This window comes from Streptomyces sp. NPDC001980 (genome assembly GCF_040296885.1).
Classification (GTDB): domain Bacteria; phylum Actinomycetota; class Actinomycetes; order Streptomycetales; family Streptomycetaceae; genus Streptomyces.
In genome coordinates this window covers 12,211-34,328 of sequence record NZ_JBEOYD010000070.1, presented here as the reverse complement: position 1 = coordinate 34,328, position 22,118 = coordinate 12,211, and the positions used below count along the sequence as shown (strand labels likewise).

The 22,118-nt window shown below is 73.8% G+C and carries 18 protein-coding genes and 1 pseudogene; 13 read left to right on the top strand and 6 right to left on the bottom strand.

What is annotated here, in order from left to right; translation table 11 throughout:
• Positions 1-157: 157 nt before the first annotated feature.
• The gene (locus ABT137_RS48445) at positions 158-631 is read right to left on the bottom strand and encodes a hypothetical protein (RefSeq protein ID WP_351719914.1); all 474 of its coding nucleotides are present in this window, start codon (positions 629-631) and stop codon (positions 158-160) included.
• A 21-nt stretch (positions 632-652) separates the two neighbouring features.
• Here ABT137_RS48445 and ABT137_RS48440 point away from each other — a divergent pair, with 21 nt between their 5' ends.
• The 4 genes from ABT137_RS48440 to ABT137_RS48425 are packed head-to-tail and all read left to right on the top strand — an operon-like array spanning position 653 to position 3,615.
• Complete coding sequence (locus tag ABT137_RS48440; RefSeq protein ID WP_351719912.1) at positions 653-1,624, top strand: FAD:protein FMN transferase; 972 nt, start codon at positions 653-655, stop codon at positions 1,622-1,624.
• On the top strand, positions 1,621-2,196 hold the full coding sequence (locus ABT137_RS48435) for a ferric reductase-like transmembrane domain-containing protein (protein ID WP_351719910.1): 576 nt from the start codon (positions 1,621-1,623) through the stop codon (positions 2,194-2,196). The genes ABT137_RS48440 and ABT137_RS48435 overlap by 4 nt, the downstream gene beginning before the upstream one ends.
• Positions 2,196-3,413 carry an NADH-ubiquinone oxidoreductase-F iron-sulfur binding region domain-containing protein gene (locus tag ABT137_RS48430; protein ID WP_351719908.1) on the top strand — a complete coding sequence of 406 codons (1,218 nt, stop codon included), beginning with the start codon at positions 2,196-2,198 and terminating at the stop codon, positions 3,411-3,413. Before ABT137_RS48435 ends, ABT137_RS48430 begins: the two co-directional genes overlap by 1 nt.
• A gap of 1 nt (position 3,414) precedes the next feature.
• Positions 3,415-3,615: a ferredoxin gene (locus ABT137_RS48425; RefSeq protein WP_351719906.1), complete on the top strand. Its 201-nt coding sequence runs from the start codon at positions 3,415-3,417 to the stop codon at positions 3,613-3,615.
• 110 nt (positions 3,616-3,725) lie between these two features.
• On the opposite strand, the gene ABT137_RS48420 is transcribed toward ABT137_RS48425, so the two are convergent.
• Genes ABT137_RS48420 through ABT137_RS48410 form a run of 3 tightly spaced genes read right to left on the bottom strand, consistent with a single transcriptional unit; the run spans position 3,726 to position 5,739 of the window.
• The gene (locus ABT137_RS48420) at positions 3,726-4,622 is read right to left on the bottom strand and encodes an aminoglycoside phosphotransferase family protein (RefSeq protein ID WP_351719903.1); all 897 of its coding nucleotides are present in this window, start codon (positions 4,620-4,622) and stop codon (positions 3,726-3,728) included.
• 56 nt (positions 4,623-4,678) lie between these two features.
• Positions 4,679-5,173: a ferritin-like domain-containing protein gene (locus ABT137_RS48415; protein WP_351719901.1), complete on the bottom strand. Its 495-nt coding sequence runs from the start codon at positions 5,171-5,173 to the stop codon at positions 4,679-4,681.
• Complete coding sequence (locus tag ABT137_RS48410) at positions 5,170-5,739, bottom strand: hypothetical protein (RefSeq protein WP_351719898.1); 570 nt, start codon at positions 5,737-5,739, stop codon at positions 5,170-5,172. The genes ABT137_RS48415 and ABT137_RS48410 overlap by 4 nt, the downstream gene beginning before the upstream one ends.
• 260 nt (positions 5,740-5,999) lie before the next feature.
• Here ABT137_RS48410 and rimP point away from each other — a divergent pair, with 260 nt between their 5' ends.
• The 9 genes from rimP (at position 6,000) to ABT137_RS48365 (ending at position 18,347) form a co-directional block, all read left to right on the top strand.
• Complete coding sequence (gene rimP, locus ABT137_RS48405; protein ID WP_351719895.1) at positions 6,000-6,509, top strand: ribosome maturation factor RimP; 510 nt, start codon at positions 6,000-6,002, stop codon at positions 6,507-6,509.
• A 2-nt stretch (positions 6,510-6,511) separates the two neighbouring features.
• The gene (gene nusA, locus ABT137_RS48400) at positions 6,512-7,498 is read left to right on the top strand and encodes a transcription termination factor NusA (RefSeq protein ID WP_351719893.1); all 987 of its coding nucleotides are present in this window, start codon (positions 6,512-6,514) and stop codon (positions 7,496-7,498) included.
• Between the two features lie 138 nt (positions 7,499-7,636).
• Positions 7,637-7,906, top strand: coding sequence for a YlxR family protein (locus ABT137_RS48395; protein WP_294004377.1), 270 nt, complete (start codon positions 7,637-7,639; stop codon positions 7,904-7,906).
• Between the two features lie 154 nt (positions 7,907-8,060).
• Complete coding sequence (gene infB / locus ABT137_RS48390; RefSeq protein ID WP_351719890.1) at positions 8,061-11,207, top strand: translation initiation factor IF-2; 3,147 nt, start codon at positions 8,061-8,063, stop codon at positions 11,205-11,207.
• A gap of 316 nt (positions 11,208-11,523) precedes the next feature.
• Complete coding sequence (locus tag ABT137_RS48385) at positions 11,524-11,817, top strand: DUF503 domain-containing protein (protein ID WP_351719888.1); 294 nt, start codon at positions 11,524-11,526, stop codon at positions 11,815-11,817.
• Between the two features lie 39 nt (positions 11,818-11,856).
• The gene (gene rbfA, locus ABT137_RS48380) at positions 11,857-12,315 is read left to right on the top strand and encodes a 30S ribosome-binding factor RbfA (RefSeq protein ID WP_351719886.1); all 459 of its coding nucleotides are present in this window, start codon (positions 11,857-11,859) and stop codon (positions 12,313-12,315) included.
• Positions 12,312-13,217, top strand: a complete 906-nt coding sequence (gene truB / locus ABT137_RS48375) for a tRNA pseudouridine(55) synthase TruB (protein WP_351719884.1) — start codon at positions 12,312-12,314, stop codon at positions 13,215-13,217. The genes rbfA and truB overlap by 4 nt, the downstream gene beginning before the upstream one ends.
• 269 nt (positions 13,218-13,486) lie before the next feature.
• Entirely contained in the window at positions 13,487-17,278 is a 3,792-nt protein-coding gene (locus ABT137_RS48370; RefSeq protein WP_351719882.1) for a trypsin-like peptidase domain-containing protein, read from the top strand.
• A gap of 118 nt (positions 17,279-17,396) precedes the next feature.
• Positions 17,397-18,347 carry a bifunctional riboflavin kinase/FAD synthetase gene (locus ABT137_RS48365; RefSeq protein WP_351719880.1) on the top strand — a complete coding sequence of 317 codons (951 nt, stop codon included), beginning with the start codon at positions 17,397-17,399 and terminating at the stop codon, positions 18,345-18,347.
• A 77-nt stretch (positions 18,348-18,424) separates the two neighbouring features.
• Here ABT137_RS48365 and ABT137_RS48360 read toward each other — a convergent pair whose 3' ends face one another.
• Positions 18,425-20,926, bottom strand: a complete 2,502-nt coding sequence (locus ABT137_RS48360) for a MinD/ParA family ATP-binding protein (protein WP_502984710.1) — start codon at positions 20,924-20,926, stop codon at positions 18,425-18,427.
• A gap of 708 nt (positions 20,927-21,634) precedes the next feature.
• Positions 21,635-21,763, bottom strand: a pseudogene (locus ABT137_RS51170) (SCO5717 family growth-regulating ATPase); the annotation flags it as partial.
• Positions 21,764-22,118 lie beyond the last annotated feature (355 nt).

Below are 22,118 nucleotides of genomic sequence, written 5' to 3'. Positions count from 1 at the left end.
GCCCTCTTCCGGCGGACACCCTTCCGGGGTCTACGCTGCGTCCACGTTCGGCCGGCTCAAGGAGGCGCAGGTGGCGCAGGTGCCCCGGTGACACACCGGGGGCCGCCGCGGCTTTTCAGGAACGTCTCAGACAGTTCTTCCGCCCCGTATGGGAGCCTCACAGACTTCTCTCAGGCCGATACCCGAACGTAATGCGTGACAGAGAGTCACGCAGGAGGGGATCGGCCATGACCGAAAGAGTGCACGGCAGGGAGCCGGGGGACCGGCGGGAGAGGGGCGCGGCCGCGGCGGTCCGCCGGGGGACCCGGCGCACGGCGGCCCTGGCGGCGGCGGTCACGCTCGCCGCGGCGGCCGGGGTGTTCGCCCTGGTCGGCACGATGCAGTCGGACGCCGAGACGACGGCGAGCAGCGGCAGCGGTACGACGTCGAGCTCCAGCAGCTCCGGAAACGGCTCCAACTCGACGTCGGACACGGGCAGTTCCTCGTCCTCCAAGTCGACCGACTCATCCGGCTCGTCCAGCTCCTCCAGCTCGTCCAACTCCTCCAGCTCGTCCAGCTCCTCCAGCTCGTCCTCCTCGGACCTCCAGTCCTCCTCCGGCGGGCTCACCTCCGGCAGCGGATCGAGCTCCACCGACGCCACCTCGGGGGCGTCATGACCGGCGCCCGCGCCCCGCGGCCGACGGCCGCCGCCGACTGGCGTGCCCTCGGCACCACCGTCCGCCTGGTCGTCACCGATCCGGCCCTGCTGGACTCCTGCAACCTGCTCCTCGCCCGGCAGCTCGCCGAGGTCGACGCGGCCTGCAGCAGGTTCCGCACCGACTCCGAACTCGCCGCCCTCGACACCGCCCACGGCCGCCCGGTCCGGGTCAGCCCGCTGCTCGCCGAGGCCCTCGCCGTCGCCCTGCGCGCGGCCGAGGCGACGGACGGCGCGGTGGATCCGACCGTCGGCTCGGCGATGGACGCGATCGGCTACGACCGCGACTTCACCCTCGTCCGTGAGGACGACCGCCCGGTCTCCCTGCGGGTGCGCCGTGCCCCGGGCTGGCGGAAGGTCACCCTGGACCGCGAGACCGGCACGGTCACCGTCCCCGGGGGTGTCCGCCTCGACCTGGGCGCGACGGCCAAGGCCTGGGCCGCCGACCGGGCCGCGCGGCTGCTGGCCGACACGGCCGGCTGCGGGGTGCTGGTGAGCCTCGGCGGCGACACCGCCGTCGCCGGCGAGCCCCCGGCGGGCGGCTGGCAGATCCGCGTCCAGGACATCACCGGACCGGTGGACGAGACCCCCGCGCAGGGGTCGTACGACACCGTCGGCCTGCGCTCCGGCGGCCTCGCCACCTCCGGCACCGGCGCCCGCCGCTGGCAGCGCGGCGGCTACGACCTCCACCACATCGTCGACCCGCGCACCGGGCTGCCGGTGCGCTCCCCGTGGCGCACGGTCTCGGTGGCCGCGGCCGACTGCGCCGACGCCAACGCGGCGACCACGGCGGCCCTGGTCAAGGGCGCGGGCGCGGAACGCTGGCTGACCCGCCTCGGCCTGCCCGCCCGCCTGGTCGCGCACCACGGCACCGTCGTCACCACGCCCGGCTGGCCCGCCCCCCGCCCGGCGCTGGAGGCGGCGGCATGACCTCCGAAACCCTCTGGTACGCCAACCGGGCCACCGGCGCCGTCTGCCTGGTCCTCTTCACGGTGGTCGTCCTCCTCGGCATCGCCGTCCGCCTGCGCACCCGCCTCCCCGGCCTGCCGCGCTTCGGCACGATGAGCCTGCACCGCACGCTCTCCCTCTCCGCCACCGCCTTCCTGGCCCTGCACATCACCACCGCGGTCGTCGACGGCTACGTCAGCATCAGCCCCCTCGACGCCCTCGTCCCCTTCGCCTCCGACTACCAGCCGCTCTGGCTCGGCCTCGGCACGGTCGCCCTCGACCTGCTGCTCGCGGTCCTGGTCACCAGCCTCCTGCGGGACCGGCTCGGTCACCGCACCTGGCGGGCCGTGCACTGGCTGGCGTACGCATCCTGGCCGGTCGCCCTCATCCACGGCATCGGCATCGGCACGGACGCCGGCACCGACTGGATGACCTGGCTGACCGTCACCTGCGTGGCGACGGTGGTCACCGCCTTCGCCCTGCGCGCCGCCCAGGCCGTCCGTGCCGCCCGCCGGACCCCCGCCGCACTCCTGCACACCGAAGGGGCCCACTGATGACCACGCTCTGCACCGACGTCTACATGGCCCCGCGCCTGCTGGCCCCCGGCGGCACCCCGGCCGACCTCACCACGCACGAACAGCGCTACGGCCCCCTCGCGTACGGCGATCCGGCGGCCCTCCTGCGCACCCTGGCCGAATCCGGGCTCACCGGACGCGGCGGGGCCGGCTTCCCGGCGTACCGCAAGTTCGTCGCGGTCACCGACGCGGCCCGCCGCGGCGAGCGCGCACCGGTCGTCGTCGCGAACGGCGCGGAGAGCGAGCCGGCCAGCCACAAGGACCGGACCCTGCTCCGGCTGTCGCCCCATCTGGTCCTGGACGGGCTGCAGCTGGCGGCCGAGGCGGTCGGCGCGGCGGAGGCGTACCTCGCCGTCGAGGACGGCGCCTCCTACCTGGAGTCGGCCCTCGCCCAGCGCCACGACCCGGTGCGCGTGCAGGTCGTACGCCTGCCGGCCGGCTTCCTCTCCGGCCAGGCCTCGGCCCTGGCCCAGTACCTCTCCGGCGGCCCCGCCCGCCCCACCCACCCGGAACCGCCGGTCCGCGCACGCGGGGTGCGCCGCGCCCCCACCCTGGTCCAGAACGTCGAGACCCTGGCCCACCTGGCCCTGATCGCCCGCTACGGCGCCGACTGGTTCCGCTCGGCAGGCACCCCCGCCGAACCGGGCAGCACCCTCTGCACCCTGCACGTACCGGGCCGCGAAGTCCGGGTCGTGGAAGCCCCGTTCGGCATGTCCGTCGGCCGCCTCCTCCCTCTGGAAGGTATGTCGGCGGCCCTGATCGGCGGCTACCACGGCACCTGGATCCCGGCCGCCGAGGCCGCCCAGGTCCCGCTCTCCTCCGCCTACTTGGGCGCAGGCGTGCTGGCCGCACTGCCCGCCGACCGCTGCGGCCCGGCCGAAACCGCGCGAGTCCTCCGCTACCTGGCGCTGCAGTCGGCCGGCCAGTGCGGCCCCTGCCTCAACGGCCTCCCGCGCATGGCCGCCGCCTTCCAGACCCTGGCCACCCCCGGCCTCCAGGGCACCGCCCGCACGGACCTCTCCCGCTGGGCGGGCCTGGTGGCGGGCCGGGGCGCCTGCCACCACCCCGACGGCACCGTCCGCCTGGTCCGCAGCGCCCTCACCACCTTCGCCACCGAACTCGACGCCCACGCCCACGGCCACTGCACAGCGACCGACCACACCCCGCTGCTGCCCGTACCGGCGGAACGGATCTGACATGGACCAGCACATAACCATCGACTGGACCTCCTGCCAGGGCCACGGCCTGTGCGCGGAACTCCTCCCGGAGCACATCACCCTGGACGAATGGGGCTACCCGCTGGTCGACGGCCGTCCAATACCCCCACGCACGAGGAAACGAGCCCGCAGAGCAGCCGCCGACTGCCCTGTCCTGGCCTTGAAACTGAGGGAGGAGTAATCCCCTGGGGGCGCGGGGCTGTATCTGATGTGCGGCTCCGCCGCGTGGGCGCGACCAGCCACAACGCACCCGCGGCCCGGAGGCAACCGAAGCCCCCCGAACACTTCGTCCTAAACCCACCCGGCGAATTCGAGCAACAGCTCCCCGTCCTTCGGCCGCCCCACCCGGAGGGCTCGCACCCCCGACTCCACCGCCCGGAACAGGGTCCACCCCCGCAGCCGCTCCTGGTCGACCTCCAAGGACTCCGCGAGCCGCTTGATCCGCCGCCGGGTGATGGACGCCCCGGACGGCGAGGCGATCAGATCCTCCACCCGGTCCCGCACCAGCCGCGCCAGATCGAACGCACACTCCCCGACCACCGGATCCGGCCCCACCGCCAGCCACGGCATCCGCTCCCCGGCCAGCACCTTGCTCTGCCGGAACGTGCCGTGCAGCAGCCCTTGCTCGGGCGGCGCGGTCACCAACTCCTCCCGGGCCGCGACCGCCGCCGCCACCAACGGCGCCACCTCGGCGTCACCCGCCGCCCAGGCCATCGCCGCGGCCTGCCGCCCCGTCCGCTCGGTCACGGTCTCGAAGACGTGCTCCTGCGGCGGTGGCACCCAGAGCCGCCGGAGCGTCCCCGCCGCCTCCAGCAACGCCTTCGCCTCGGGCAGCGACCGTACCGACACCTCCGGATGCAGCCGCTCCAGCAGCAGCACCCCCGCCGGCCCGTCGGCCTCCAGCACCTGCACCGCACCGAGCCCGCCCCAGTGCGCCAGCGCCGCCGCCTCGCTCTCCGGCCGGGCCCGCCGCGGCGCCAGCTTCAGCACGGCAGGCGTGTCGTCCGCCCGCCGCACCAGCAGCACCACACTGCTGCGGCCGCCCGGCACCTGCACCCGCTCCACGGTCAACTCGCGTAGCGCGACAGCCTGTTCCACCGCACCCGGCAGCTTCTCCAGCCACTCGTCACCGTCCGGCGCCGTCTCACCGAGCGCCCTCACCAGGCGCCGCGGCGGTTCGAAAGCCATACGCGAGTCCGTTCCTTTCCTGCTCTAGGGCTCTGGGGCTCTGGGTCTCTTGGGCTCTAGGGAGTTGCCGAAGCCGGGATCGAGGGCGAGGCCGACCCACCGGCCGCCGCCCCGGAACCCGCCCGCTCGGCGAGCCCAGGGAAGGCTACGCTCTCCCCGCTCCAGCGCACCGCCCGCACCGCGGCCTCCCGCAGCGCCGCGGCCGCCGAGCCGCGCCGCTCGCCGGAGGATGCCCGGACCAGGTCGGAGTAGACGTCGGCCACCCGCTCCTCCAGCCCGGCTGCGAACCGTACGGCCGTTGCGGTGTCCGTGACGGCGAACGGCAGCGCGTACGCGGCGCTCGCGGCGACGGGCGCACCGCCCAGGTCCCGTACCTCGCGGACCAGCGCGTCCCGGCCGGCCCGGTGCGCGTCGTACGCCGAGCGCGCCTCGGCCAGCCGCTGCCCGCCGATGTGCCCGCCGACGACGCCGTAGCCGTACACCGCCGCGTGCTCGGCCGCCAGCGCCGCCTGGAGCGCCCTGAGGACGCCCGCCTCTGCCTCGTCGCTCACCGGTCACCCTTCGTCAGCAGGTACGCGTGCCCGGCCCCGGCCGCCGCCACCCCGGCCAGCAGCCGGGCCAGTTCGCCCGGCACGTCCAGCAGCGCCTTGGCCCGCTGGTCGGCAAGGCTCCGTTCGGCGGCGGCCAGCGAGGCGAGCGCGGACTTCTCGTCGACGGGCACGGTCGGCGAGGCCGACGCGGACGCCGTGGGCGAGGGCGAGCCCGTCGCCGTGGGGGAGGCCGTCGCCGTGGGGGAGGCCGTGCCCTCCTCGAAGGCCGCCGCATGCGCCGCCACCTCCGCCCGCAACGGCCGCAACCGCTCCGCGAGCGCGGGATGAAGGGCGAGGACGGCGTCGTACTGCCGCAACAGCCCCCGGCTGTCCCGCGCCGCACGCGCGCGTGCCCGCGCGGACACCGACGTACTCCCACCGCTGCCGACGGAGTCCGAATCAGTGGAGCAGCCCACCAGCACGGCAGCCGAGGCCACCGAAACGATCAGGCTCCTTCTGCGCAACAGAGAGGGCAACGACACGGCAGACGTCCTCAAGGGGGCTCGTACGAACACACGGGCGGACATGCACCCGACCGTGATCACGTTACCCGCGTCCCCCTCGAACTCATGTCACCGGCTCGACAGCCGACCCGAGGGGCGCGAGGAACTGCGCGACCAGCCACGAACAACCCGCACTCGCCCGCACATCGGAGCCCCCACCCCCCCGTAGGCGAACGGCCCCACTGCCGGAGGCACCCGCACGCAACACCCCTCGCGACCCGATACCCTTTGACCAGACACGCGACCCATCCCACAACAGCACACGCGGCCGAGGAGTCACCCGGATGAGCACCACCCAGAGCGAGAGGCTGCGAGAGCTCCTGGAACCGCTCGTCACCTCCCAGGGACTGGATCTCGAAGAGATCGCCGTGGACTCCGTCGGACGCAAGCGTGTGCTGCGCGTCGTCGTCGACTCCGACACCGGGGCGGACCTGGACCAGATCGCCGATGTGAGCCGTGAGCTCTCGGCGAAGCTCGACGAGACGGACGCGATGGGCAACGGGGAGTACACCCTGGAGGTCGGCACCCCCGGCGCGGAGCGCCTGCTCACGGAGCACCGGCACTACCTGCGCGCCGTGGACCGCCTGGTCAGGTTCCAGCTGGCCGAGGGCGGGGAACTGGTCGCCAGAATCCTGGACGTCGACGACGAGGGCATCGGCCTGGAGGTGCCCGGCGTCAAGGGCCGCAAGGCCACCGCCCGCCGTCTCGGGTTCGCCGAGATCGACCGGGCGCGTGTGCAGGTCGAGTTCAACCGCAAGGACAAGAAGGACATGACGGAAGAGGAGGAGGCGTAGCCGTGGACATCGACATGAGCGCCCTGCGGGGCTTGGTTCGGGAGAAGGAGATCTCCTTCGACCTGCTGGTCGAGGCGATCGAGTCGGCCCTCCTCATCGCCTACCACCGCACCGAGGGAAGCCGCCGCCACGCGCGCGTGGTGCTCGACCGGAACACCGGGCACGTGACCGTGTGGGCGAAGGAGGACCCCGAGGACCTGGAGGAGGGGCAGGAGGCGCGCGAGTTCGACGACACCCCGTCGGACTTCGGGCGGATCGCCGCCACCACCGCCAAGCAGGTGATCCTGCAGCGGCTGCGCGACGCCGAGGACGACGCCACGCTCGGCGAGTACGCCGGCCGCGAGGGCGACATCGTCACCGGAGTGGTCCAGCAGGGCCGCGACCCGAAGAACGTGCTTGTCGACATCGGCAAGCTGGAGGCCATCCTGCCGGTGCAGGAGCAGGTCCCCGGCGAGACCTATCCGCACGGGATGCGGCTGCGGTCGTACGTCGTACGGGTGGCGAAGGGCGTCCGCGGTCCCTCCGTCACGCTCTCCCGCACCCACCCGAACCTCGTGAAGAAGCTCTTCGCGCTGGAGGTGCCGGAGATCGCCGACGGGTCCGTCGAGATCGCCGCCATCGCCCGCGAGGCCGGTCACCGTACGAAGATCGCGGTCCGTTCCACCCGTTCGGGCCTGAACGCCAAGGGTGCCTGTATCGGCCCCATGGGCGGCCGGGTCCGCAACGTCATGGGCGAGCTGAACGGCGAGAAGATCGACATCGTCGACTGGTCGGACGACCCGGCCGAGATGGTGGCGAACGCGCTGTCCCCGGCCCGCGTCTCCAAGGTCGAGGTCGTGGACCTGGCGTCCCGGTCCGCCCGGGTGACCGTGCCGGACTACCAGCTGTCGCTGGCGATCGGCAAAGAGGGGCAGAACGCCCGGCTCGCCGCCCGGCTCACCGGCTGGCGGATCGACATCCGTCCCGACACCGAACAGGCGCCCGAGTAGATCACCCGGCGGGGCCCCCGCCGGGGTTCACTCGGACGAGGGGAATAGTTCCAAGCCGCAGGTCGCTTGGATTACGACAACGGGCGTTCGATCTTTGCCCCGAAGGGGTGAGGTCGGTTCGGGGAGGTAGACTTAGCTGTGTCTGGCCGGACGCATGCCCGCGCATGCCCTGAGCGCACCTGTGTGGGGTGCAGGCAGCGAGCGGCCAAGACCGAACTGCTGCGGATCGTGGCGGTCGAGGACGAATGCGTCCCCGATCCTCGCGGTACGCTGCCCGGCCGGGGTGCATATGTACACCCCGCCCAGGTCTGTCTGGACCAGGCGGTGCGCCGCCGGGCACTCCCGCGGGCGCTGCGCGCCCCGGGCCCGCTGGACGTAAAGGCGTTGCGCCGGTACGTCGAGCAGTAACACCGTAAGAAGCGTCGTTCGGAACGTCCGTGCGGCTCTGGTACCCCGCGAGTTGGAAGTAGGTCGAGATTGCGATGAGCACTCGATGAGCACGCGATGAGTACGCCCATGAAGTAGCGACGGTCCGGACGCACCCGGACCTAAAAGGAGCGAAGTGGCTAAGGTCCGGGTATACGAACTCGCCAAGGAGTTCGGGGTTGAGAGCAAGGTCGTCATGGCCAAGCTCCAGGAACTCGGTGAATTTGTCCGTTCGGCGTCCTCGACGATCGAGGCGCCCGTTGTACGCAAGCTGACCGACGCGTTCCAGGGCGGTGGCAACGGCAAGTCCGCCGGCAAGTCCGCCCCGCGCAAGGCGGCCCCCAGGCCCGCGGCGCCCTCTCCGGCGCAGGCGGCACGTCCGGGTGCGCCGAAGCCCGGCGCCCCGCGTCCGGCCGCCCCGCAGCCGCAGGCGCAGGCCCCGGTGGCTCCCGTGGCTCCGGAGGCGCCCGCGACCCCGGCTCCGGCCCCGGTCACCCCCGCGCCGGCCGCCTCCGGCCCGCGTCCCGTCCCGGGCCCGAAGCCCGCGCCGCGTCCGGCTCCGGCCGTGCCCGAGTTCACCGCCCCGCCGGCCCCTCCGGCCGCCGCGGCTCCGAGCCCGGCCGCCGCACAGGGCCAGCGTCCGCAGGGCGGCGGCCCCCGTCCGAGCCAGGGTGCCCCGCGTCCCGGTGGCCGTCCGGCCCCCGGCCAGCGCGATGCCCGTCCGGGTCAGGGCGCGCCGCGTCCCGGTGGTCAGGCCCCGCGTCCGGGCGGTGCCCGTCCGGCCGGTCCGCGCCCCGGTAACAACCCCTTCACGTCCGGTGGCTCCACCGGCATGGCCCGCCCGCAGGCCCCGCGCCCGCAGGGCGGTCCGCGCCCGGGTGGCCCCGGTGCCCCCGGCGCGGGTCCCCGTCCGCAGGCGCCCGGCGCCCAGGGCGGCGGTCCGCGTCCCCAGGCTCCCGGCGGTTCCCGCCCGAGCCCGTCCGGTATGCCCCGTCCGCAGGGCGGTCCGCGCCCCGGCGGCGGCTCCGCGGGCCCGCGTCCGAACCCCGGCATGATGCCGCAGCGTCCCGCTGCCGGCCCGCGTCCCGGCCCCGGTGGCGGCGGTCGCGGTCCCGGCGGTGCGGGTCGTCCCGGCGGCGGCGCCGGTCGTCCCGGTGGCGGCGGCGGCTTCGCCGGTCGTCCCGGCGGCGGCGGTGGCGGCGCGCGTCCGGGCGGTGGCGGCGGCTTCGCCGGTCGTCCCGGCGGTGCCGGTCCCGGCGGCGGTGGCGGCGGCTTCGGCGGCGGTCCCGGTGGCGGTGGCGGCGGCGGTCGTCCCGGCTTCGGCGGACGTCCCGGCGGTCCCGGCGGCCGTGGTGGCACGCAGGGCGCCTTCGGCCGTCCCGGCGGTCCGGCGCGTCGCGGTCGCAAGTCGAAGCGGCAGCGTCGCCAGGAGTACGAGGCCATGCAGGCCCCGAGCGTCGGCGGCGTGATGCTGCCGCGCGGCAACGGCGAGACCATCCGTCTCTCCCGCGGCGCGTCGCTCACCGACTTCGCGGAGAAGATCAACGCCAACCCGGCGTCCCTCGTCGCGGTCATGATGAACCTCGGCGAGATGGTCACGGCCACGCAGTCCGTCTCCGACGCGACCCTCGAGGTCCTCGCCGGCGAGATGAACTACACGGTCCAGATCGTCAGCCCCGAGGAGGAGGACCGCGAGCTGCTCGAGTCCTTCGACATCGAGTTCGGCGAGGACGAGGGCGACGAGGAGGACCTGGTGGTCCGCCCGCCGGTCGTCACCGTCATGGGTCACGTCGACCACGGCAAGACCCGACTGCTCGACGCCATCCGCAAGACGAACGTCATCGCGGGCGAGGCCGGCGGCATCACCCAGCACATCGGTGCCTACCAGGTCTCGACCGAGGTCAACGACGAAGAGCGCAAGATCACCTTCATCGACACCCCGGGTCACGAGGCGTTCACCGCCATGCGTGCCCGTGGTGCGAAGTCGACCGACATCGCGATCCTGGTCGTCGCGGCCAACGACGGCGTCATGCCGCAGACGGTCGAGGCGCTCAACCACGCCAAGGCGGCCGACGTCCCGATCGTCGTCGCGGTCAACAAGATCGACGTCGAGGGCGCCGACCCGACCAAGGTGCGCGGTCAGCTGACCGAGTACGGCCTGGTGGCCGAGGAGTACGGCGGCGACACCATGTTCGTCGACATCTCCGCCAAGCAGGGTCTGTACATCGACGAGCTGCTCGAAGCGGTCGTCCTGACCGCGGACGCCTCGCTCGACCTGCGGGCCAACCCGGCCCAGGACGCGCAGGGCATCTCGATCGAGTCCCGCCTCGACCGCGGCCGCGGTGCCGTGGCGACGGTCCTCGTCCAGCGAGGCACGCTGCGGGTCGGCGACACGATGGTGGTCGGCGACGCGTACGGCCGCGTCCGGGCGATGCTCGACGACAACGGCAACAACGTGGCCGAGGCCGGCCCGTCGACGCCGGTCCAGGTCCTGGGCCTGACCAACGTCCCGGGTGCGGGCGACAACTTCCTGGTGGTCGAAGAGGACCGTACGGCCCGACAGATCGCCGAGAAGCGTGCCGCCCGCGAGCGCAACGCCGCGTTCGCCAAGCGCACGCGCCGCGTGTCGCTGGAGGACCTGGACAAGGTGCTCAAGGCCGGCGAGGTCCAGCAGCTCAACCTCATCATCAAGGGTGACGCTTCTGGTTCCGTCGAGGCCCTGGAGTCCTCCCTGCTCCAGCTGGACGTCGGCGAAGAGGTCGACATCCGCGTCCTGCACCGCGGCGTCGGTGCGGTCACGGAGTCCGACATCGACCTGGCGATGGGCTCCGACGCCATCGTGATCGGCTTCAACGTCCGCGCGGCCGGCCGCGCGGCGCAGATGGCCGAGCGCGAGGGTGTGGACGTCCGGTACTACTCGGTCATCTACCAGGCGATCGAGGAGATCGAGGCGGCCCTGAAGGGCATGCTGAAGCCGGAGTACGAGGAGGTCGAGCTCGGTACGGCGGAGATCCGCGAGGTCTTCAAGTCGTCCAAGCTGGGCAACATCGCCGGTGTCCTCATCCGCTCGGGCGAGGTCAAGCGCAACACCAAGGCGCGCCTCATCCGCGACGGCAAGGTCATCGCGGAGAACCTCAACATCGAGGGCCTGCGCCGCTTCAAGGACGACGTCACCGAGATCCGCGAAGGGTTCGAGGGCGGTATCAACCTCGGCAACTTCAACGACATCAAGATCGACGACGTCATCGCGACGTACGAGATGCGCGAGAAGCCGCGGGTGTAAGGCCTGCGGTTGGTGCCGGCCGACGGGACTGCGGTTCCGTCGGCCGGCACTTTTCCCGCCGAGAGGTGACCGCCACGGGGCTCCGCCCCGGACCCCGGCCTCGCCCACCCACCACCCGACTCGGTGAGCTGAAGAGGTGCCCCCTCGGGCGGTGCCTGTTCGGCCGACCGAGTCGGGTGGTGGGCGGGCGGAGGCCCGGGGTCCAGGGCGGCGCCCCGTGACGGCTGGGGAAAGTCGGTCGAGCCCCCGGCAGGGACGGGGTACCGTTCCTGACAGGGCCATCGATCCCGTACCGGCGGGTTAACCGGATACATACATGTACGTGGGGACCCTGTCCTTCGACCTCCTCCTCGGCGACATCCACTCGCTCAAGGAGAAGCGCTCCGTCGTCCGCCCGATCGTCGCCGAACTCCAGCGGAAGTACGCCGTGAGCGCGGCCGAGGTGGACCACCTGGACCTTCATCGCAGGGCCGGCATCGGCCTTGCCCTGGTCTCCGGCGACGCCGCGCACCTGACCGACGTACTCGACCGGTGCGAACGGCTGGTCGCCGGCCGCCCCGAGGTGGAGCTGCTGTCCGTCCGACGGCGCTTCCACGGCGACGACGACTAGACCTGAGAACGACAAGAAGAAAGAACGGGAGACGGACCAGTGGCCGACAACGCGCGGGCGAAAAGGCTGGCGGACCTCATTCGAGAGGTGGTGGCCCAGAAGCTGCAGCGCGGGATCAAGGACCCGCGGCTCGGTTCGCACGTCACCATCACGGACACCCGGGTCACGGGTGACCTCAGGGAGGCGACCGTCTTCTACACGGTGTACGGCGACGAGGAGGAGCGGAAGGCCGCCGCAGCCGGTCTGGAGAGCGCCAAGGGCATCCTCCGGTCCGAGGTCGGCCGGGCCGCCGGCGTGAAGTTCACGCCGACCCTCGCCTTCGTGGCGGACGCCCTCCCGGACACCGCCCGCAACATCGAGGACCTCCTCGACCGGGCGCGCCAGTCCGACGCGAAGGTCCGTGAGGCCTCCGCGGGCGCCGCCTACGCCGGTGAGGCCGACCCGTACAAGAAGCCGGGCGAGGACGACGCCGACGAGACGGACGACGCCACCGAATGACCAGCAAGCCCACCCCGCCCGACGGCCTTGTCATCGTCGACAAGCCGTCGGGCTTCACCTCGCACGACGTCGTCGCCAAGATGCGGGGCATCGCCCGCACCCGGCGCGTCGGGCACGCCGGCACCCTCGACCCCATGGCCACGGGTGTCCTCGTCCTCGGCATCGAGAGGGCGACCAAGCTCCTCGGCCACCTCGCCCTGACCGAGAAGGAGTACCTGGGGACGATCCGCCTCGGGCAGAACACGATCACGGACGACGCCGAGGGCGAGCTCACCTCGTCCACCGACGCCTCCGAGGTCACCCGCGAGGCCGTCGACACCGGCATCGCCAAGCTGACCGGCGCGATCATGCAGGTCCCGTCCAAGGTCAGCGCCATCAAGATCGACGGTGTCCGGTCGTACAAGCGCGCCCGGGACGGCGAGGACTTCGACATCCCGGCCCGCCCGGTGACCGTCTCGTCGTTCGCCGTGTACGACGTCCGGGACGCCGTCGCCGAGGACGGCACCCCCGTCCTCGACCTGGTCGTCTCCGTCGTCTGCTCCTCCGGCACCTACATCCGCGCCCTCGCCCGCGACCTCGGCGCCGACCTGGGCGTCGGCGGCCACCTCACCGCGCTGCGCCGGACCCGCGTCGGGCCGTACAAGCTGGACTCCGCGCGCACCCTCGACCAGCTCCAGCAGGAGCTGACCGTGATGCCGATCGCGGAGGCGGCCGGGGCCGCGTTCCGCCGCTGGGACGTCGACGACAGGCGGGCCCGGCTGCTCACCAACGGCGTGCGCCTGGAGATGCCCGACGAGTACGCGGGCACCGGCCCCGTCGCCGTGTTCGACCCCGAGGGCCGCCTCCTGGCACTCGTCGAGGAACAGAAGGGCAAGGCGAAGAGCCTCGCCGTCTTCACCTGAGCCCGCGGAGCCCGTTGGGCTCTGCCCGTGGAGCGGCGACCACGGGGTCTGGCGCCGCCGCCGCTCCACGGTCCCCCCTCGGTTCCCCCACCCCTAGGGTGTATCCACCCGCCCCTGGCTATTCACCCGACCGAGCAGGCGCTCGGAGTGAACCGGGGGAGCGGAGGGGGGCGCGTTCACCGCCCGCTCTGTCCCGCTGATCATTTCGCGCCTACGGTCGAAGACAGCCGGAGACAAGGGCACGGGTGTACGGGCGGGGAGGTTCGATCATGGCAGGACGGGGCCCCCGGACCGGGAGCGGTCGCCGGACGGCGGACGGTACGCGGGAGGCGCAGCAGGAGACAGGAACGGGGCTGGACAAGCGGCTGGTCCGGGTCCGCGACCTCGCCGGGCGCCCGCGCGGCACCGGCTTCCTGGCCGATCACCAGGGGACGCTCGTCACCAGTCACGAGGCCGTCGACGGCCTCGCCCGGATCGTGCTGCACGCGGCCGGGGACCGCACCTGCGTGGTCGGCTCGGACGCCGTCGTCCCGCTGCCCGCCTTCGACCTGGCCCTGGTCCGCACCGAGGGCCTCGCCGTGGACCCGCTCCCGATCACCGTACGCGAGCGCATCCCGGCCGGCGCCTACGTGCAGATCGCCGCCGACCGCTGGCGCGAGGCCCGGGTGCTGGCCGCGACCCAGGTGACGTACACCGCCACCGACCGCTTCCACCTCCTCGAAGACGCCCTGGAGCTGGCGATCGGCACCGCGGGCCGGGACGCGCTGCGCCTGGGCGGCGGAGCGGCCGGCGGCCCGGTCCTGGACGCGGAGACCGGCGCGGTCCTGGCAGTCCTCGGCACCGCCCTCCAGTCCGGCCAGCGGGACGTGGGCTTCGCCGTCCCCCTCCACCACCCCGACAGCGGCCCCCTCGCCGACCTCCTGGCCACCAACGCGGCCACGGTCCCGGCCTACGGCATCGACCTCAACCTGGCGGGCGTACTGGAGCTGACCGCCACCTCCGTGGGCCAGGACGGCCCCCCGGGCGCCCTGGCCGGCTACGTGGGCAGCGCGACCCCCCGCATGGCAGCGCCCCACACCGCAGCGCCCCACACCGGAGCACCCCGCGCTGGAACGCCCCGCGCGGGAGCGCCCCAAAGGGGCGCGGGGAACTGCGCGACCAGCCCCCACCCACCCGCAGCCGCTTCACCACCTTTCACGGCACTCACAGGCGAATACACCGACCCCGTACAACCGGTAGAGCGAGCCGTGATCGCAAAGGAGCTGTCGGCCTTCGCCGAAGGCACCGGCACCGGCACCGGAAAGGCCACCGGCACTGTCCTCGCCCTGGTCGGCGCCCCCGGAACGGGCCGCACCACAGAACTCGCCGCACTCGCCGCCCGCCGCAACCGCGAAGCGAACCCGGCCCCCACCCTCTGGCTCCGCGGCGCCGACCTCAGGGACGCCGACCACTCCGTCGCCGACGCGGCCCGCCGCTCCCTGGAACGCGCGGTCCGGATCGTCGCCGCCTCCCGCTCTCAACTCCCCGGCGATCTCGGCGAGTTGACCGTGGAGCGGCTGGCCCGCCTCGCCGCCCGCGCCGGCCGCCCGCTCCTCCTCCTGCTGGACGGTCCCGAGGAGATGCCCCCGGTCCTCGCCCACCGGCTCCCCGCCTGGACCGAGGGCACCGCCGACTGGCTGCGCGACACCGGCGCCCGTCTGCTCCTGGCCTGCCGCGAGGAGTACTGGGAGCGGGCCGGCGCCGAGTTCCCGCCCGACCTGCTGCACCAGGGCAGCGGCGACCCCGCCTGCGTCCGGCTGACCGACCTCACCCCCGACGAGGCCCGCCGCGCCCGCTCCCGCTACGGCATCCCCGACGGCGCCCTCATCGACCGCGACGCCGGCCATCCCCTCACCCTCCGCCTGCTCTCCGAGGTGCTCGCCGCCCTCCCGGACGCCCCGCCCGACGACGACCCGATCGACCGGCACGACGTCTTCGCCGCCCACCTGGACCTGATGTGCCTGCGCATCGCGGTCCGCCTGGCCGCCGAGAACGGCCTGCGCGGTACGGCCGTACGACGGCTCGCCGCCCGGGTCTCCGGACAGGTGCACGAGGCCGCCCGGCGCAGCCTCGGCCCCGGGCAGGGCGAGCTGGACCGGGAGTCGTTCGAAGCGGTGTTCCCCTGGGGGCCCGTCCCGGCCCACCTCGGTGGCGGCTCCGGCTGGGCCTCCGCCGTGCTCACCGAGGGCCTGCTGGTGCCCGCGGGCGGCGGCTACCGCTTCGCCCACGAGGAGCTCGCCGACTGGATCCAGGGCATGCACCTCGACCTGGACGAGGCCCTGCACGCCCTCGTCCACCGCCCCCGCACCCCCCTGGGCGCCCACCCCCTGCCCGTCCCGCACCACAGGGTCGGCCCGGTCGTTCAGGCTCTGCTGCTGCTCGACCGAGAGTACGGGCCCACCCAACTCGCGCCGCGACTGGACGAGTTGTTGCACGCCCTCGACCTGGACCCCGGTTCCTGGTGGGCCGCGCGCCTGCTCACCCAGACCCTGCTGCGGCTGCCCGACGCGACCCCGTACACCGGGGTGCTGCGGCTGCTCGCCGACCGGGTCGTGGGCCGGCAACGCACCGCGCCCGCCGAGTTCGGACCAGAGTCCGGATCTGCGTTCGGACCCGAGTTCGGGCCGGAATTCTGGACCGGGCTCGCCCTCCCGACTGCCGACCGCCTCGATCTGCTGCGCAGGCTCGTGCTCGCCGACGAGCCGCTGCCCGAGTCGGAGTCGCTGCCGCTGCCGGAGACCGCGGGCCTCGGCCGCTTCGGAGCCCGGCCGACCCGGCCGCCGGTGCAGCCGACGACGGAGGAGCCCGAGGGCGAGGCCCCCCGCTACCTGGACGCCGTGGCCCGGCTGCTGGCCGCCGACCCCACCGCCGTGCAGCCCTGTCTCACCCGGTGGTTCGACGACGAGCGGCCGTTGCCCGCGATGCCGCACGCCACCGTGGCGACGGCGGCCCAGGCGCTGCTGCACACCCACCGGCACCGGGCCCTGGACGACCTGACCGAGGTGCTGGTGGACGCGGCACACCGGCGCGGCGACGAGCTGCTCGGCGTACTCGCCGAGGACGAGCCGTCGGCGGTGTGCCGGGCCGTCGACCGCTGGGCGCACGACGAGCGCCCGGCCCGCCGGGTGGCCGCCATGGCCCACGGACTGCGCACGGCCCCGTACGTGCACAGCGAACCCGACCGCGAACTGCTCCGCTACGCCGCGCTCGCCCTCCTCGCCCGCCCCGCCGACTGCACCCTGCACGGCGGCGCCCTCGCCCTGCTGGTCCGCGACCCGGCGACCCGTGCCCGCCATCTCCCGCAGGCGCTACGGCACTTCGCCGACGGCGACCACCAGCTCGCTCCCGCCGCCCTGCTCCCCGCCCTCGCCACCCACTCCGACGAGGTCCTGGAAGCCTTCCGCGCCCGGCTGCGCGGACCGGACGCCGCACAGGTGCTGCGCACCCTCGCCCACGTCACCGCGCCCGCCCTCGCCCGGCGGGTCGCCGAGCTGGTCCTGGAGGCCGCCGAGCTGCGGCCGGAGCTGGCCGGGCAGGTGGCCGGGTTCGTCGAGCGCCGCCTGGACCAGGGCACCGAGGCCCGTACCGTCCTCCTGCCGCTGGTCACCGAGCTGCTCGACGAGGGCCCCGAGCCGGTCCGGGCGGCTCTCGCGACCGTACTCGGCGCGGCCGGCACCCCCGCCTCGCGACCGCTGCGCCAGGAGCTCCTGGAGTTCCTGCTGGGCCATGAGCGCGACCCGGGCGTCCTCGACGCACTGCTGCACGCGGTCGCCGCACAGCGCGAGGACGACGGCGACGGGATGCGCGAGCTGGTCAGGCGCACCGGGCTGCTGCTGGTCCGCACCCCGGACGGGGCGACCCGGTTCGACCGCGGACTGGTCGACCTCGGCCGGCACGTCCCCGGATTCGCCGCCCTGATGGCCCGCTGGCTCACCGACACCCCGCAGGAGTGGGCCGCGGTGGTCGGGCCCAGCACCCGTCGCATGCTGGGAAACCTGGCAGGCGTCCGGGTCCCGGCGTGAGCGCGGACACGTGCGCCCGGTCACAGCGACCGTGCCGGTGTGAGACGGGTCCGGCAAACATGGCACCCTTAGACCTGCGTAAGACGGACAACGGACACAGGTTCGAGGAGCGGACACAGTGCAGCGCTGGCGTGGCTTGGAGGACATCCCCGAGGGCTGGGGGCGCAGCGTCGTCACCATCGGGTCCTACGACGGGGTGCACCGCGGTCACCAGCTGATCATCCGGCATGCCGTGGACCGCGCCCGTGAGCTGGGCATCCCGGCGGTCGTCGTCACCTTCGACCCGCACCCCAGCGAGGTCGTCCGCCCCGGCAGCCACCCCCCGCTGCTCGCCCCGCACCACACCCGCGCCGAGCTGATGGCGGACCTGGGCGTGGACGCGGTGCTGATCCTGCCCTTCACCACCGAGTTCTCGAAGCTGTCGGCGGCCGACTTCGTGGTGAAGGTCCTGGTCGACAAGTTGCACGCCAAGGCGGTCGTCGAGGGCCCCAACTTCCGCTTCGGCCACAAGGCCGCGGGCAACGTCGAGTTCCTGATCGAGCAGGGCAAGGTGTACGACTTCGAGGTCGAGGTCGTCGACCTGTTCGTGCGCGGGGAGGCGGGCGGCGGCGTGCCGTTCTCCTCGACCCTGACCCGGCGCCTGGTCGCCGAGGGCGACATGGCGGGCGCCCGCGAGATCCTGGGCCGCCCGCACCGGGTGGAGGGCGTGGTGGTGCGCGGTGCCCAGCGCGGCCGCGAGCTGGGCTTCCCCACCGCCAACGTGGAGACCCTCCCGCACACCGCGATCCCCGCCGACGGCGTCTACGCCGGCTACCTGCACGCCCAGGGCGAGGTGATGCCGGCCGCGATCTCCGTCGGCACCAACCCGCAGTTCGACGGCACCGAGCGCACGGTGGAGGCGTACGCCATCGACCGGGTGGGCCTCGACCTGTACGGCCTGCACGTCGCCGTCGACTTCCTGGCCTACGTCCGCGGCCAGGCCAAGTTCGACTCGCTCGACGCCCTGCTTGAGCAGATGGCCGAGGACGTCAAGCGCTGCCGGGAGCTGGTGGCGGCCGAGCACGCCTGATCAGGCAGCAGAGGGCTCAGCGGTACGCCGAAGGGCGGCCGGTGCGGCAAGGCACCGACCGCCCTTCGGCGTTCCGGCTACTGCTGCGGCGGCTGCTCCTGCGGGGGCTGCGGCGGCTGCGGCGGGTAGCCGTATCCCGGCTGCTGCGGGTAGGGCTGGGTGCCGGGCTGCGGCTGGCCGTACAGCTCCTGCTGCGGGTACGGCTGCTGGTGCTGCGGGTACGGCTGCGGGGGATACGGCTGCCCGGGCGGTGCGTACGGCTGCGGCTGACCAGGCGGGTACGGCTGCGGCTGGCCGGGTGCGTAGTGCTGCTGCCCGGGCAGGGGCTGGCCGGGCATCGGCGGGGCGGCCACCGGCGGCGGGTTGCCGTCGTTGGTCCACAGGCCGTGCATCTGCTGGTGCCGGACGAAGTCCTCGGCGACCATCGCCGCGAGGTTGAAGTACGCCTCACGCACCTTCGGCCGCATCATGTCGAGGTCCACCTCGGCACCGGCGGACAGGTGCTCGTCGAAGGGGACGACCACGACGCCCCGGCAGCGCGTCTCGAAGTGCTGCACGATGTCCTCGACCTTGATCATCTTGCCGGTCTCGCGGACCCCCGAGATCACGGTGATGGACCGCGACACCAGGTCGGCGTACCCGTGCGCGGACAGCCAGTCCAGCGTCGTACTCGCGCTGCTCGCGCCGTCCACCGACGGCGTCGAGATGATGATCAGCTGGTCGGCGAGGTCGAGCACCCCGCGCATGGCGCTGTACAGCAGACCGGTGCCGGAGTCGGTCAGGATGACCGGGTACTGCTTGCCCAGCACGTCGATCGCGCGCCGGTAGTCCTCGTCGTTGAACGTGGTCGAGACAGCGGGGTCGACGTCGTTGGCGATGATCTCCAGGCCGGACGGGGCCTGTGAGGTGAACCGCCGGATGTCCATGTAGGAGTTGAGGTACGGGATCGCCTGGACCAGGTCACGAATGGTGGCCCCGGTCTCGCGGCGCACCCGGCGGCCGAGCGTGCCGGCGTCCGGGTTGGCGTCGATGGCGAGGATCTTGTCCTGACGCTCGGTGGCGAGCGTGGAGCCGAGCGCGGTGGTCGTGGTGGTCTTGCCGACACCGCCCTTGAGGCTGATCACCGCTATCCGGTAGCAGGAGAGCACCGGCGTGCGGATCAGCTCCAGCTTCCGCTGCCGCTCGGCCTCCTCCTTTTTTCCGCCGATCTTGAACCGGGAGGACGCGGCGGCGGGCCGGCCGCTCTTCGCCTTCTGCTTCTTGTTGTTGAGCAGCCGGTCGGAGGACAGCTCCACGGCGGCGGTGTAACCCAGCGGCGCGGCACCGGGGTTGGTCATCTGCCGCTGGTCGTGCTGCATGGGCTGCGGCCAGGCGGCGCCGGCCCGGGGGTCGACGGGCGGCTGGGGCTGCGCGGCCTGCGGGTCGGCCGCCTGCGGGCTCTGCGGCGGCTGCTGCGGGGCCTGTGCGGCGCGCGGGTCCTGCGGGGCGGCCTGCGGCGGCTGGCCCGGCTGGGGGAACCCGTAGCCGCCGGGCTGGACCGGGGCCTGCGGCTGCCCGGGCTGCGGGAAGCCGTAACCGCCCGGTGCCTGCGGCGGCGGGACGGGGGCGCCCGGCTGCGGGAAGCCGTAGCCGCCCTGCGCGTCGGGCGCGTCGGGCTGCGGGGCGTAGGGCTGTGGCTGTCCGGGCTGCGGGGGCGCGGGCTGGTTCCAGGCGGCGGGCGCGGGCTGCGGTGCCTGCGGGGGCTGGAACGGCTGCGGACCGGGCGCGGCGGCGGGCTGGGGCTGCGGCTGACCGGGAGCGGGCTCCGGTGCTGCCGACTGGACCGGCCACTGGGCGGCGGGCGCGGGGGCCGCGGGCTGGTAGGACGGCGGCAGCGGCGGAACCACCGCCGGAGGCGTCGGCGGGGGAGCCCAGGCGGTGGGCACGATGTCCTCGGGAGCCGGGGGCGCGTCCTGCGGCGGGGCCGGAGGCGCGGGGACGACGACGGGGGGCTCGGCGGGGACGGCGGCGGCAGGCTCGACGGGGTCGGCGTCGGCTACGGCTTCGTCGGCCTCGGCGTGAGTCTCGGCGTCGTTGTCGATGTCGTTGTCGTCGTCATGGGCGTCCACGACGACCGCGTCCTGGAACTCGCCTTCGTCCGTGTCGTCCGCCGGGACGGCTTCCTGCACGGGCTCGTCGGTCTCGGCCGTACCGTCGGCATCGGCATCGGCATCGGCATCGGTGTCGGCGTCGTCGGCAGCGGCCTCGAACTCGTCGCTCGGATACCCGTCCTCGGCCGCCCCCTCGTCGGTGTCTTCGGCGTCCTCGGTGTCCTCGGCGTCCGCCTCGGAGCTCACCGGGAGCGGGACGGCCGCGGCCTCCGATTCGGCTTCGCCTTCTACCTCTTCGGCGGCAGCCGGCCCGGCGGACCCGGCCATCTCGCGCTTCAGCGCGACGGGGGAGAACCGCATCGTCGAACCGCTCTCGAGGTCACCGTTGTCCTCCTCGGACTCCGGCGCCGGCTCCTCGGCGGTGGTCTGCTGCGGCTCGAAACCGACCGGCAACTGCGGTACGGCGGCCGGACCGCCGACGGGCGGCACGACTGGGGCCGGGGCCGGGGTGAACGGTGCCAGGGGCGGGGCGGCCGGCGCCCCGGCGTCCGCACTCGGCGCCGGCGGCGTGAACGGCGCACCCGGCGTGGAGGTGGGCGGAGGGGTGAACGGAGCCCCTGGCGTTGACGCGGGCGCAGGAGTGAACGGCGCTCCGGGAGTTGACACCGGCGGCGCGGTGAAGGGCGCACCCGGCGTGGAAACGGGCGGCTGTGTGGCCGGTGCACCCGGCACCGCAGCCGCCGGAGGCACGGAAGCCGCGGGCGGCGCCGGCGGCGTGAAAGGCGCCCCGGGCGTCACGGTGGGCGGCGGAGTGAATGGCGCGCCCGGAGTCGACGCGGGCGGCGGAGTGAACGGCGCTCCGGGAGTCGACGTCGGCGGTGGTGTGAACGGCGCGCCCGGAGCAGACGTCGGCGGCGGAGTGAAGGGCACCCCGGGACCCGGCCTCCCGCCCCCCTGCTGGGCGTGCGGGGGAGGGGTCAGCCCGGGGATCGGCGCGCCCGGCGGGAACGGCGAACGAGGCTGAGCGGCACGCCCCGTACCGGCACCCGGAGCCGCACCGGTCCCCGGGGCCGTACCGGCACCCGCCCCACCCGGCCCTGGACCGGCACCCGGCCCGCTCTCCGCGCCGGACGCACCCGCGGGTCCCGGGCCGCCCGGTCCGCCGGTCGCCGGACCGGAACCGTCGGCCGCGTTCTGCGTGTACCACGCGGGCGGCGCGTAGTCGATCGTGAACTCGCCCGTCATCTCGTTGAGGGACTCCGCGTCGGGCTGGTCATCGCCGGGTGTGGCCCAGCCCCCGCGGATCCCGTCCCGATCGCTGCTCACAGTTCCTCCTGGTGTGGTCGAGCACCCTCATGCCGTGCCGGCGCGACGACCATGTCGTGTCGTTCTCAGCATCCGTATTCGTGTGAGGTAGTCCGATCCACCGGCTCTCCCCCTCGGGACACCGACGCCGTATTCACGGTCCGGACGTCGTGCCCCCCTCCCAGCCTAATCACCGCGAGCCGCACCTCGGCAGGCCCGTCCGCCTCTCGTCAGAGGTCCGCCTGGTCACACCCTGCCCGGAAGTGGTGTGCGGGGCCTTCGTATTGCCGAACAATCGATGAACAAAACGGGCAAGAACCGTCAGTTCGGGTACCAGTTGGCGTGGGTCATCCTGCCCGCCCTCGCCGTGAGCCTC

What these genes read in the sequence shown, in the direction of transcription:
- ABT137_RS48425 (WP_351719906.1), top strand. Translation starts at nt 3,415, where the DNA reads ATGGACCAGCACATAACCATCGACTGGACCTCCTGCCAGGGCCACGGC.
- truB (WP_351719884.1), top strand. Translation starts at nt 12,312, where the DNA reads ATGACCAGCAAGCCCACCCCGCCCGACGGCCTTGTCATCGTCGACAAG.
- ABT137_RS48430 (WP_351719908.1), top strand. Translation starts at nt 2,196, where the DNA reads ATGACCACGCTCTGCACCGACGTCTACATGGCCCCGCGCCTGCTGGCC.
- rimP (WP_351719895.1), top strand. Translation starts at nt 6,000, where the DNA reads ATGAGCACCACCCAGAGCGAGAGGCTGCGAGAGCTCCTGGAACCGCTC.
- ABT137_RS48370 (WP_351719882.1), top strand. Translation starts at nt 13,487, where the DNA reads ATGGCAGGACGGGGCCCCCGGACCGGGAGCGGTCGCCGGACGGCGGAC.
- ABT137_RS48440 (WP_351719912.1), top strand. Translation starts at nt 653, where the DNA reads ATGACCGGCGCCCGCGCCCCGCGGCCGACGGCCGCCGCCGACTGGCGT.
- ABT137_RS48410 (WP_351719898.1), bottom strand. Translation starts at nt 5,739, where the DNA reads ATGTCCGCCCGTGTGTTCGTACGAGCCCCCTTGAGGACGTCTGCCGTG.
- ABT137_RS48385 (WP_351719888.1), top strand. Translation starts at nt 11,524, where the DNA reads ATGTACGTGGGGACCCTGTCCTTCGACCTCCTCCTCGGCGACATCCAC.
- ABT137_RS48420 (WP_351719903.1), bottom strand. Translation starts at nt 4,622, where the DNA reads ATGGCTTTCGAACCGCCGCGGCGCCTGGTGAGGGCGCTCGGTGAGACG.
- ABT137_RS48435 (WP_351719910.1), top strand. Translation starts at nt 1,621, where the DNA reads ATGACCTCCGAAACCCTCTGGTACGCCAACCGGGCCACCGGCGCCGTC.